At 65.3% G+C, this 12300-nt stretch carries 10 protein-coding genes and 1 pseudogene; 5 read left to right on the top strand and 6 right to left on the bottom strand.

Going from position 1 to position 12300, the window contains the following annotated elements:
- Window positions 1-133 precede the first annotated feature (133 nt).
- Complete coding sequence (locus tag J2R76_RS04070; RefSeq protein ID WP_244558917.1) at window positions 134-1051, top strand: alpha/beta hydrolase; 918 nt, start codon at window positions 134-136, stop codon at window positions 1049-1051.
- A 229-nt stretch (window positions 1052-1280) separates the two neighbouring features.
- Here the strand turns inward: J2R76_RS04070 and J2R76_RS04065 are convergent, their stop codons facing one another.
- Both J2R76_RS04065 and J2R76_RS04060 read right to left on the bottom strand, forming a co-directional pair.
- A complete protein-coding gene (locus tag J2R76_RS04065; RefSeq protein ID WP_057015492.1) occupies window positions 1281-2615 on the bottom strand; it encodes a replication-associated recombination protein A in 1335 nt (444 codons plus the stop codon).
- Window positions 2612-3970 (bottom strand): DegQ family serine endoprotease, encoded by a 1359-nt coding sequence (locus J2R76_RS04060; protein WP_092090135.1) that lies wholly within the window; start codon window positions 3968-3970, stop codon window positions 2612-2614. The genes J2R76_RS04065 and J2R76_RS04060 overlap by 4 nt, the downstream gene beginning before the upstream one ends.
- 345 nt (window positions 3971-4315) lie before the next feature.
- On the opposite strand from J2R76_RS04060, the gene J2R76_RS04055 reads away from it, so the two are divergent.
- Complete coding sequence (locus J2R76_RS04055; RefSeq protein WP_057015490.1) at window positions 4316-5914, top strand: OprO/OprP family phosphate-selective porin; 1599 nt, start codon at window positions 4316-4318, stop codon at window positions 5912-5914.
- A gap of 352 nt (window positions 5915-6266) precedes the next feature.
- On the opposite strand, the gene J2R76_RS04050 is transcribed toward J2R76_RS04055, so the two are convergent.
- Entirely contained in the window at window positions 6267-6647 is a 381-nt protein-coding gene (locus J2R76_RS04050; RefSeq protein WP_057019538.1) for a helix-turn-helix domain-containing protein, read from the bottom strand.
- Between the two features lie 118 nt (window positions 6648-6765).
- Between J2R76_RS04050 and J2R76_RS04045 the strand changes: the two genes are divergently transcribed.
- The 3 genes from J2R76_RS04045 to J2R76_RS04035 all read left to right on the top strand — a co-directional run bounded on the left by J2R76_RS04045 (window position 6766) and on the right by J2R76_RS04035 (window position 10230).
- Window positions 6766-7779 carry a zinc-binding alcohol dehydrogenase family protein gene (locus J2R76_RS04045; RefSeq protein ID WP_076831363.1) on the top strand — a complete coding sequence of 338 codons (1014 nt, stop codon included), beginning with the start codon at window positions 6766-6768 and terminating at the stop codon, window positions 7777-7779.
- A 190-nt stretch (window positions 7780-7969) separates the two neighbouring features.
- A complete protein-coding gene (locus J2R76_RS04040) occupies window positions 7970-9049 on the top strand; it encodes a phosphotransferase (protein WP_076831366.1) in 1080 nt (359 codons plus the stop codon).
- A gap of 53 nt (window positions 9050-9102) precedes the next feature.
- Entirely contained in the window at window positions 9103-10230 is a 1128-nt protein-coding gene (locus J2R76_RS04035) for a hypothetical protein (RefSeq protein ID WP_076831368.1), read from the top strand.
- 102 nt (window positions 10231-10332) lie between these two features.
- Here the strand turns inward: J2R76_RS04035 and J2R76_RS04030 are convergent.
- The 3 genes and pseudogenes from J2R76_RS04030 to rplQ all read right to left on the bottom strand — a co-directional run bounded on the left by J2R76_RS04030 (window position 10333) and on the right by rplQ (window position 12138).
- Window positions 10333-10628: pseudogene (locus J2R76_RS04030) on the bottom strand (DUF1330 domain-containing protein).
- Between the two features lie 6 nt (window positions 10629-10634).
- Window positions 10635-11429, bottom strand: a complete 795-nt coding sequence (locus J2R76_RS04025; RefSeq protein WP_253623755.1) for an SDR family NAD(P)-dependent oxidoreductase — start codon at window positions 11427-11429, stop codon at window positions 10635-10637.
- A 292-nt stretch (window positions 11430-11721) separates the two neighbouring features.
- Entirely contained in the window at window positions 11722-12138 is a 417-nt protein-coding gene (rplQ, locus tag J2R76_RS04020; RefSeq protein WP_016843769.1) for a 50S ribosomal protein L17, read from the bottom strand.
- Window positions 12139-12300: the final 162 nt, after the last annotated feature.

Here is a 12300-nt window from a genome sequence, read left to right as displayed (position 1 = left end):
AGCGCAAATGCCGCGAATCGTCACGGCGAAATCGGTGTGAATCCGGTGCAACATCGGCCATGTTCGGCCGCATACGACAATCGACGGGGGCCCTGGAATGAGACTGGCGATATCGGCTTTGGCGGCGGCCCTGATGCTCACGGACCCTGCGCACGCCCAGCAAAGTCCGATGCCCGAAGCCGCGATGCCGGAAGATCTGGCCTGGAAGCTCCTGGAACTCGGCCGCGTCATCGACCCGCCCAAGACCGCTGCACTCTACGCGCCGCTGCAACAGAAGGAGCCCTATCAGGGCGTCAAGGTCGAGCGCGACCTCAAATACGGCCCCGCCGACCGGCATCTGCTCGACGTGTTCACGCCGGAGACGGCGGCGCCCGCACGACCCGTGCTGATCTACATCCATGGCGGGGGCTTCGTCGCGGGCAACAAGCGCGCGCCCGGCAGCCCGTTCTACGACAACATCATGCTGTGGGCGGTCAAGAACGGCTTCGTCGGCGTCAATGCCACCTATCGCCTCGCGCCGGCCTTTCCGTGGCCGGCAGGCCCGGAGGACATGGGTGCGATCGTGCAGTGGGTTGCGGAAAACATCGCCTCCCGCGGCGGCGAGCCGAGGCGCATCTTCCTGATGGGCCAATCGGCCGGCGCGATCCATGTCGCGAGCTATGTCTCCCATGGCGAATTCCACAAGGTGAAGGGCGGCGGACTTGCCGGCGCGATCATGGTGTCGGGCATCTATGATCTGACCGCCTCGCCGGCCGGCGACGCCGAGCTCGCCTATTACGGCTCCGACCCCTCGCGCTATGCCGAACGCTCCTCGCTGCAAGGGCTGGTCGCGAGCCCGATCCCGTTCCTGATCACCGCGGCCGAGCTCGATCCGCCGCGCTTCGTCGAGCAGTTCGAGCTCATGAAGCAGGCCAGTTGCAAGCGGCCGAGCGGCTGCGCCCGCAGCTTCATGCTGCCGCAGCACAGCCACATGTCGGAGGTCTATGCGATCAACACGCCGGACACGCGGCTGACGGACGAGATTTTGGAGTTCGTGAAGAGCGTCAAGTGACGCGCGAGCGCAATATGAGGTTATGGGCCGTCGCAGCGGGCGCTGGCAAAATATCGAAAACAACCCCATGCAAAGGAGCCGGCGGCGATCGGCGTGGCACCAAGCAACTTGACACGTCGGGCAAATCAGGAATATATTTCTAATATTCCGAAGTTACGCAAGCGTTCCCTGCCCGCGCCGCAGGTGGGAACGTGCGCTATTCGCGACCACGGCCCAATCTCGTCTTGCCCTAGCTCCCGCCCCGGTCCTTGCGCAGCCGCTGCCAGTAATCCAGCCGCTTGCGGATCTCGCGTTCGAAGCCGCGGTCGGGCGGATCGTAGAAGGTCTGGCGGCCCAGCGCTTCCGGGAAATAGTCCTGGCCGGAGAATGCGTCCGGCATGTCGTGATCATATTGATAGCCGGAGCCGTAGCCCTCCGACTTCATCAGCTTGGTCGGCGAATTCAAAATGTGCTTCGGCGGTAGCAGCGAGCCGCCCTGCTTTGCGGTCTGCATCGCAGCACCAAACGCGGTGTAGACCGCGTTCGATTTCGGCGCGGTGGCGAGATAGACCACGGCCTGCGCGATCGCGAGCTCACCCTCCGGCGAGCCGAGGAAATCGTAAGCATCCTTGGCGGCGTTGCACACCGCCAGCGCCTGCGGATCGGCAAGGCCGATATCTTCGACCGCCATGCGCACCACGCGCCGCGCCAGGAACAGCGGATCCTCGCCGGCATCGAACATGCGCGCGAGATAATACAGCGCCGCATCCGGATCGGAGCCGCGCACTGACTTGTGCAGCGCCGAGATCAGATTGTAATGGCCGTCGGCCGATTTGTCGTAGATCGGCGCCCGGCGTTGCAGGATGGCCTGCAACTGCTCGGCGTTGAACACCTCGCCCTTGCGGGCGGCGCGCCAGACCTCTTCGGCCAATGTCAGCGAGGCGCGGCCATCGCCATCGGCCATCCGCACCAGCACGGCGCGGGCTTCGGCATCGAGCGGCAGCGGCTTGCCCTCGATCTTCTCGGCATTGGCGAACAGTTTCTCGATCGCCGCCGTATCGAGCGAGTGAAACACCAGCACGCGGGCGCGCGACAGAAGCGCCGCGTTGAGCTCGAAGGACGGGTTCTCCGTGGTGGCGCCGACCAGCACCACCGTGCCGTCCTCCATCACGGGCAGGAAGGAATCCTGCTGCGCGCGGTTGAAGCGATGCACCTCGTCGACGAACAGGAGCGTGCCCTTGCCGGTCTCGCGGCGGGCACGCGCGGCATCGAACGCCTTCTTGAGATCGGCGACGCCGGAGAACACCGCGGAGATCTGCTCGAAATGCAGCTCGGTGGCGTCGGCCAGAAGCCGCGCCACCGTGGTCTTGCCGGTGCCGGGCGGCCCCCAGAACACCAGCGAGCCCAGCGTGCGCGTTTCCAGCATCCGCGTCAGCGCGCCGTCAGGGCCGAGGATGTGATCCTGGCCGACGACATCGGCCAGCGTGCGCGGACGCAGCCGGTCCGGCAGCGGGTGCGGCGCGTCCTGCTCCATCCCCGCCGCAGCAAAGAGGTTGCCGGCCTCTCGCGGTTGCTTGGGGCTCATCCGCCGAGCGTCACGTTGATCTGCTGGCCGCCGCGCACCAGCGTGATGCGCCAGACCCGCGTCCCCGTCTTCGATGCCTTCTCGAGGTCGCTGGTCCGCACGATCTTCTCGTTGTTGACCGCGAGGATGATGTCACCCTTCTGGAAGCCGACATTGGCCGCGGTGCCGTCACCGGCGAGATCAGTCACCACCACGCCCTCGGCACCGGCGTCGAGATGCAGTTCGTCGGCCAGCGCCGGCGAGATGTTGGCGACCCTCGCGCCCTGGAACGGCGAGCGCGCGGTCAGCACGATCTCGTCGCGGTTGGTGTCGGGCGCGGTCTCCAGCGGTATGGTGAGCTTCACCGGCTTGCCGGCGCGCTGCACCTCGATCTCCGCGTTGCCGCCGAGCGGACGGGTCGCGAAGCGGTAGTCGAACGCGTTGGGATCGTCGATCGGCGTGCCGTCGATCCCGACGATCAGGTCGGAGAGCTTCAGTCCGGCCTTCGCCGCCGGGCTGTTCGGCGCGACGTTGGCGACCAGCGCGCCAGACGGCAGCTTCAGCCCGAGCGTCTCGGCAATCTCCGGCGTCACCGCCTGCAGCCGCGCGCCGAGCCATGGCCGCTTCACATTCTTGCCGCCGCTCTTGGCGGAGGCCACCACGACGCGCACCATGTTGGCGGGGATCGCAAAGCCGATGCCCTGCGAGCCGCCGGAGCGCGAGAAGATCGCAGTGTTGATGCCGGCGAGCCGGCCGGTCATGTCGACCAGCGCGCCGCCGGAATTGCCGGGATTGATCGCGGCGTCGGTCTGAATGAAGAATTGATAATCCGTGATCCCGACTTGAGTGCGCGCCAGGGCCGAGATGATGCCGTGCGTCACGGTCTGGCCGACGCCGAACGGATTGCCGATCGCGAGCACGACGTCACCGACCTGCAGTTGGTCGGAATTGGCGAAGTCGAGGGTCGCGAACTTCTCCTTGTTGGTGTCCTTCAGGCGCAGCACCGCGAGGTCGGTACGGCTGTCCTTCAGCACGATCTCGGCCTCGTATTCGCGCTTGTCGGCGAGCGAGACCTTCACCTGATCGGCGCCCTCGATCACGTGATTGTTTGTGACTACGAGGCCGGAGCCGTCGACCATCACGCCGGAGCCCAGCGAGCGCTGCATCTGCTCGGGCTGCTGTCCCGGCACGCCGAAGAACCGGCGAAAAATCGGGTCATCCAGAAATGGATTGCGGTTTTGCACGGTCTTGGCGGCGTAAACATTGACCACCGCCGGCTGCACCCGCTGCACGATCGGCGCATAGGACAATTGCAGCTCGGCCTGCGAGGACGGCACGCGGCGGTCCTGGGCCGCGGCTGCGGAAAGATTCCCCATGAAGGCCAACGTGCACAGAGCGGATACGGCAGCAAAGCGGACAGGTCGGAGCATTCTCACCTCTCGTGGAAACGCCGGAATATAGGCGTGTTCGCCGGGCAATTGAAGGGCGCCCGGCCGGATAACTGGCCCCCCGCCGTACCGGTGCACAACCCGCAGCGGCCGCGTTGAAGCGCGCCGCCAAGCTTCTATGATAGCTGTCATCTCACTGCGCCGCTCCGCTTGTTGCCTGCGGACCACAAGCGGAACTGCGATGCCCGGAAGCACTGTCGTGCGTCAGTCACGATACGCTCCTAGGACCGTTCAGTGAGTGAGTGGGGAATTCAAACACAACAGGGGTGCACAATGGGTGCAACAAAAGTCAGTGCAATCGCCATAGGCCTGGCAGGGGCGCTTGCCGCCTCGCCGGCCTATTCGCAATCGGCCGGAGGCGGCAGCGATGCGGAGATCGCGCTGCTGAAGCAGCAGCTGAAGATGCTCGAGCAGAAGCTCGACAAACTGCAGAAGCAGACCAACGCCAATACTGCAAGCGCAGCCAGCGCAAACGCCAATGCGAAGGCGGCGGATGCCAAGGCCGCGCGGGTGGCGACCGCCAACGCCGCGATCCCGGTGAAGGGCCCGGTCGCGCCGTCCGGCGTCGTGGTGACGATGCCGAACAACCGGCCGACGATCTGCACCGCGGACGAACAGAACTGCGTTGCGATCACGAGCCGCGTGCACTGGGATGTCGGCGGCTACGACTATCGCCCGAACACCGCAGGCACCTCACCGCAGAAGCTCGACAGCGGCGAGAACGTCCGCCGCGCGCGCATCGGCATCGTCGGCAAGTTCTTCGGTGACTGGAATTACTCACTGATCTACGATTTCGGCGGCTCGTCCGACGGCTTCGGCGGCGCGGCGCCGGGATCGCTGCCCGGCGGCGGCACCTCGGGCATCGAGAACGCGTATCTGAGCTACACCGGCTTCAAGCCGTTCGGCGGCAAGATGGCGATCGAAGGCGGCATCATGGACGTGCCGTGGACACTCGACGAAGCGACCAGCTCCAACGACATCCTGTTCATGGAGCGCGCCTCGGTCGGCATCATCGCACAGAACATCGCCGCCGGTGACTTCCGTTCGGCCGCCGGCACCCGCTGGTGGAACGACCAGTTCTGGATCGGCGGCTATGTCACCGGACCGACGTCGGGCGCCATCCACTCCGCGTCCTCCGCCTCGCCGGCCGGCACGTCCGAGCAGTATGGCGGGGTCATCCGCGTCGCCGGCAATCCGATCAGCGGCAAGAATTATTCGGTGCACATTGGCGCCGATGCGGAATGGCTGGTGCAGCCGCCGCGCAACCAGCTCACGCAGGCGCAGACGCTCACGCTCAGCGACCGGCCCGAGCTGCGCATCGATCCGACCACGCTGATCTCGACCGGTGCGATCGCCAATGTCTCCGGCGCGCAGGTCTACGGCGTCGAGGCGGCGGCGACCTATGGCCCGTTCATCGCGCAGGGCGAATATTACTGGTTCAATGTCGACCGCTCCGCGAACACCGGACTGCCGCCGTTCGGCGCGCCGAGCCTGAAGTTCGACGGCGGTTACGCGCAGGTCGGCTATGTGCTGACCGGCGAGAACCACGCCTACAACCCGGCGACGGCCTCCTATAGCGGGATCAAGCCGCATGATCCGTTCTCGCTCGCGGGCGGCGGCTGGGGCGCCTGGGAAATCGCCGGCCGCGTCAGCACGATGGACCTCAACGATCAGATCGCGCAGGCGGTCGGCATCGCGGGTGGACGGCAGACCGTCTACACCGCCGCGCTGAACTGGTACGTCAACAACAACGTCCGCTTCATGCTGAACTATCTGCACGGCGATATCGCCAAGCAGGCCTCGGCGACCTCGGCTGCGGACGTCGGCTCGAAGTTCGACGCGGTCGCGCTGCGTACGCAGGTTGCGTTCTGATCTGATCGGAGCTGAGACCAACTCATAGACGGCCGGGGCATCGCTCCGGCCGTTTTCATCGAGCGTTTGGTTCACGCGTTTCTAGCTGAATGAGATCGGTCGAATATTGACCAGGACGGCGCCGCGCTCCCTCTCCCCGTTCTTACGGGGAGAAGGTTGGGGTGAGGGGCCCTCTCCGCGTATTCGGCAGCAGCTGCGCTTGCTGAGGCTCCCCCTCACCCGGAACGCATCTGACGATGCGTCATAGCCGAAGCACCGCTTCGGCGTTCTTGAGAACGGCCGCCGTAGGCGGCCTATGCCTCTCCCCGCACGCAGGGCGAGGTGAAGCGGAGCGCGTCGCGCGAACATGCTTTCAGGCCGCGCGCTTCGACTTCTTCACAATGACCTCCGGCGCCGGCGCGCAGGACAGCCGCTCCTGATGGCCCTCGCCCCAGGCTTTCAGAATATCGATCACCGGGCGCAGGCTCTCGCCGAGTTCGGAAAGCGTGTATTCGACCCGCGGCGGCACTTCGGCATAGACCTTGCGGATCACGAGGCCATCGTCCTCGAGCGCACGCAGCTGCTTGGTCAGCATGCGCTGGGTGATGCCGGGCATCCGCCGCCGCAACTCGCCGAAGCGCTGGGTGCCGGCCTGCAAATGATACAGGATCACGCCCTTCCATTTGCCGTCGATCAGGTCGAGCGCCGCCTCGACCGCGCAGCCCGGCCGGCGCGCGAAATTCTTCCGTTTCATGCAGTATTTTCCCAATAGTATACAAACAGGGACTAGTTCCCTGTTTTTACAGTACTTGCCAAATGGACGCCAGCGCGACAGTTAATCGGCAGGCAATCGCCCACCACGGAGACCAGGCATGAAGGCCGTCGGATACCAAAAATCGCTGCCGATCGAGGCGGCGGATTCGCTCGTCGATTTCGAGATCGCCAAGCCCGAGCCGAAGGGGCGCGACATCCGCGTCGCGGTGAAGGCCATCTCGGCCAATCCGGTCGACTACAAGGTGCGCAAGCGCGCGGCGCCGACCGACGGCGGATACAAGATCCTCGGCTTCGACGCGGCCGGCGTGGTCGACGCGGTCGGGCCCGACGTCTCGCTCTTCAAGCCCGGCGACGAGGTGTTTTACGCGGGCTCGATCCTGCGCCAGGGCACCAATTCGGAATTTCATCTGGTCGATGAACGCATCGTCGGCAACAAGCCGGCGTCGCTGTCCTTCGCGCAGGCCGCCGCCCTGCCCCTGACCTCGATCACCGCGTGGGAGCTGCTGTTCGACCGGCTCGGCGCGGTGCCGGGCAAGAGCCTCGATCCGCGCACGCTGCTGATCACCGGCGGCGCCGGCGGTGTCGGCTCGATCCTGATCCAGCTTGCGCGCCGCCTCACCGGGCTGACCGTGGTTGCGACCGCGACGCGGCCGGAGTCGCAAAAGTGGTGCCGCGATCTCGGCGCCCATGCGGTGATCGATCACTCGCAGCCGATGAAGGAGCAGATCGAGAGCTTGAGGCTGCCGCCGGTCGGCCTCGTCGCCAGCCTCACCTTCACCGACCAGCACTACAAGTCGATCGCCGACTTCATCGCGCCGCAGGGCAAGTTCGGCCTGATCGACGATCCGCCGGAATTCAACGTCGCCGCGTTCAAGGGCAAGGCGGTCTCGGTGCACTGGGAATCGATGTTCACGCGCTCCTCGTTCCAGACACCCGACATGATCGCGCAGCACCATCTGCTCAACGATGTCGCCGACCTGATCGACAAGGGCGTGCTGCGCAGCACGCTCGACCAGACCTTCGGTACCATCAACGCCGCCAACCTCAAGCGCGCCCACGCTTTGCTGGAAAGCGGCAAGTCACGCGGCAAGATCGTGCTCGAAGGCTGGTAAGGCTCCTCACGTCCGCTTCCTCATGCCCGGGCAACATCCCGGGCATGATATCCCCACAGGCCGGCGGGTGGCTTTTGCCAAAGCCACGGCATCGCCTGTATGATTTGCGCAACGATCACCCCGTCCTCAATCCGGCCGCGCAGGACGCGGCCGGAGCGGTGGTGACGCCCACGGGGATGGGAGGAAACCGATGAGTTTGCTCACGGCCGATCCGTCGCGGATCGATCCGGAGTGGATGACGCGGGCGCTGCGCGAAGCCGGTGTGATCGACCAGGTCAGGGTCGTCGATCTCGCCTGCAAGCCGGTCGGCAATGGCCTCGTCGGCGACAGCTATCGATTTCGCCTGACCTATGACGGCGACGAGCCGAACGCTCCCTTGAGCGTCGTCGGCAAATTCCCGGCCGCAGATCCCGACAGCCGCCGCTCCGGTTCCGCGCACACGCTTTACGTCCGCGAGGTCGCGTTCTATCGCGAACTGGCGGCGACCGTCGCCATTCACACCCCGCGGCCGATTCTTGCCGAAATCGATCCGGCGACCGACGACTTCACCCTGATCCTGGAGGACCTCGCGCCCGCACGTCCGGGCGATCAGCTCGCCGGATGCTCGATCGCCGACAGCCAGATCGCCATGACCGAGGCCGCGGCGTTGCATGCGCCGCGATGGAATGACCCGAGCCTCGATGCGGTGCAATGCTTCGTGATGGCCGCAAGCCGGCGCAGAGACCTTCGCTCGGTGCTGCCCGGCATCATCGGTCACTACAAGGAGCGATATCGCGGCGTGATCGAGCCGGAATTCCTTGATCTGATCGACCGGCTTCCGGACGCGCTATTGCGCTACCAGTCCGATCGATCGGCGCCGCGAACGCTCCAGCACGCAGATTTCCGGCTCGACAACATGCTGTTCGACGTCCGCGGCAATACCCATCCGATGGCGACGCTGGACTGGCAGACGCTGACAGTGGGCCCGGCAATCGTCGACGTCGCCTATTTCCTCTCGGCCGGCATCGACCCGATCGAACGGCGGCTTCATGAAGCCGACCTGGTGCGGTTCTATCATTCGGAACTGATCCGGCGCGGCGTGCGGGACTATGACTGGGATCGTTGCTGGCGGGATTACCGGCGCTACACGCTGCACGGCATCATGATGGGCGTCGTCTCCGCGCTCAGCGTCCAGCGCTCCGAGCGAGGCGACGCGCTGTTCCTGAAAATGACCCGCGGCGCCTGCGCGCAAGCCCTGGACCACGACAGCTTTTCATACTGGCAGGACTGACGCGCTTTCGAGCGAAGTGGATACAACCCGTCAGGACATCGAAAGGGATCGGCGTGCTCAACAAACTGGACGACTTCCCCATCCACCAGACGCCGGAGCCGATCGCGGTTCCCTCGACCAGCGACCGCAATGTCTATGACCGGACCTGGTTCAACGGCTACACCGCCGACGGCGCGTATTATTTCGGGATCGGCATTGCGATCTACCCGCACCGCAAGATCCTCGATTGCGCCTTCAGCGTCGTGGAGCGCGGCGGACGGCAGCACTGCTTTTACGGTTCGCGGCGCGCCCCGCTCGAGCGCACCGAGATGCAGGTCGGTCCGTTCAGGCTCGAAGTGCTCGAGCCGATGCTGCGGACCCGGGTCGTGCTCGACGACAATGCGACGGGCCTCGCCTGCGACCTGACCTTCTCCGCGCGCACCGCCGCGATCCAGGAAGCGCGCCAGACGCTTTGGTCGGGCGACCGCCGCGCGATGGATTCGACCCGGTTCGACCAGTTCGGCCGCTGGAGCGGCGTCATCAGCCACCCCGACGGCGGGATCAAGGTCGACGATCGCACCTGCTACGGCACCAAGGATCGCTCCTGGGGCGTGCGCAATGTCGGCGAACGCGACGTCGGAGGCGCGCCGATGCCGCCGCCGAGCGTGTTCTTCCTCTGGGCGCCGCTGGTCTGGGACGACCACATCTCGCACACGATCTTCTTCGACGGGACGCAGGGCGAGGCGCTGGTCCGCGAGGGCATCACCGCGCCGCTCTACCGATGCGAGGCCGAGATTCCCGGCGTGGTCGACGGCCTCGACCGCCGCATGGCGACCGCGCGGCATCGCGTCAAATACGTGCCGCACACCCGGCTCGCGCAGTCGGCTGAAATCGACCTCGTCGATATCGACGGCCACACCACGACCATCGCGCTCGACCCGATCCTCAAATTCCAGATGAAGGGGCTCGGCTACGGCCATCCGCAGTGGGGCCAGGGCATGTGGAAGGGCGAGCTCGAGATCGGCGGCGAGTCGTTCGATCCATCGACGCTCGACCCGCTGGCCCGCGAGAATGTGCACGTCCAGCAGGTGGTCCGCGCCCGCCAGGGCGGCCAGACCGGAATTGGCGTGCTGGAGCAGGTTTGCTTCGGTCCCTACCGTCCCGCAGGCTTCAGCGAGTTCCTGGACGGCGCGAAGGGATAGCTAGAGCGTTTTCGAGCGAAGTGGATACCGGTTCGCGTGAAGAAAACGCGTCAAAGCAAGAATCTAGAGCCCCGTTCCGATTCCATCGGAACGGGAAAAGCTCTAGATCGCCGGCACGCCCTCGACGAACAGCAGGCGTCGCTCCAGCGCGGTTGCGCGAAGCTTCAACGCTTCGGCATATTCCGGTGACGCATACCATTCGCGCAGGCGCGCCATGGTCGGAAATTCGACGATGACGATCGCGTTCGGTGGTGGACCGCCCTCCACCACCTCGACCGTGCCGCCGCGCACGACGTAGCGCCGCCAAATTGTGCGATGGTGTTCGCCGCCAGCGTCCGATAGGCCTCGAACGCCGCGGCGTCGCGCATCTCGACCTCGGAGATCACATAGGCCGGCATGCGGCCTCATGCGATGGTGTTGACGATGCCGCCTTCGGCGCGCAACGCGGCGCCGTTGGTCGCCGATGCCTGCCTGGAGCAGACATAGACCACGAGATCGGCGATCTCCTCGGTGCTGGCAAAGCGCTGCAGCAGCGAGGTCGGCCGGTGCTGCTTGACGAAGTTGGAGGCCGCCTCCTCGACCGATTGGCCGTTCTGCTTGGCGAGATCCTTGACGAAGGTCTCGACGCCTTCGGACATGGTCGGTCCGGGCAGCACCGAGTTGACGGTCACGGCGGTGCCTTTGGTCAGCTCGGCGAGCCCGCGCGCGATCGCAAGCTGCGCGGTCTTGGTCATGCCGTAATGGATCATCTCGGTCGGAATGTTGAGGCCGGACTCGGAGGAGATGAAGACGATGCGGCCCCAGTTGCGCTTCAGCATGCCCTGCATGTAGCCGCGCGACAGCCGCACGCCCGACATCACATTGACCTCGTAGAAGCGGCTCCAGTCCTCGTCGGGAATGTCGAAGAACGGCTTCGGCTCGAAGATGCCGGCATTGTTGACGAGGATGTCGACGTCCGGCAGCGCCGCGAGCAGCGCCTTGCAGCCCGCCGCGGTCGAGACGTCGGCGGCAATGCCGCGGAGCTTTGCGTCCGGTACTGCCTTCGTGATCGCGGCAATCGCGGCATCGACCTTGGCCTGACCGCGGCCGTTGACGACGACCTCGGCGCCGGTCTCGGCCAGCCCCCTTGCGATGGCATTGCCAATGCCCGCGGTCGAGCCGGTCACCAGCGCAGTCTTTCCGGAAAGGTCGATTTTCATCTGTCATCTCCATTGATGTCGACGGACATATCGGGCGCGGCATGCAGCGCCGCAATTGCATCTCACCGATGCGTGAGGAAGCAGAACACACCTCGTCGTCCTGGCGAAAGCCAGGGGGACCCATTACCACCGCAGGTGATTATGAGAAGGATTTGAGCCCCAGCGTCGCGCAACAATTTAGATTTGGGGTAATGGGTCCTGGCTTTCGCCAGGACGACGGGGATGGAGCGTGGCCACCAAATAAAAACGGCGCCCGAAGGCGCCGCTTTCAAAACCTGGCTCGAAGCGGGGCTTACGCCGCCTCGGCTTCCTTGTCCTGCGCCGGACCGGAGTCCTGGCCCTTGGCGTCGACGTCGCGGTCGACGAACTCGATCACGGCCATCGCCGCGTTGTCGCCGTAGCGGAAGCCGGCCTTGATGATGCGGGTGTAGCCGCCCTGGCGGTCCTTGTAGCGGGTCGCCAGCGTGTCGAACAGCTTCTTGACCTGGTCGACGTCGCGCAGCTCCGAAATCGCCTGGCGGCGCAGGGCGAGGCCGCCCTTCTTGCCGAGGGTGACGAGCTTCTCGACGATCGGCCGCAGCTCCTTGGCCTTCGGCAGCGTGGTGACGATCTGCTCGTGCTTGATCAACGCGGCCGCCATGTTGGCGAACATCGCACGCCGGTGCTCGGCGGTGCGGTTGAGCTTCCGATGAACCTTGCCGTGACGCATTGACTTATTCCTTCTTCAATTCTGCCGCGGTGGTTCAGCGACAAGTTTTGCAGGTGGGCATCCTGCGTTCGCCCGCAAAAGCGCCTTAGCGCGCTTTTGCTATCTCGTTTGAGCATGATCCTCGCCGGAAAACCGCTCCGCGCTTTTCCGGGATCATGCTGC

This window comes from Bradyrhizobium sp. USDA 4532 (genome assembly GCF_024171315.1).
In the GTDB taxonomy this organism is placed as follows: domain Bacteria; phylum Pseudomonadota; class Alphaproteobacteria; order Rhizobiales; family Xanthobacteraceae; genus Bradyrhizobium; species Bradyrhizobium australafricanum.
This window is presented reverse-complemented; position numbering and strand designations above follow the sequence as displayed.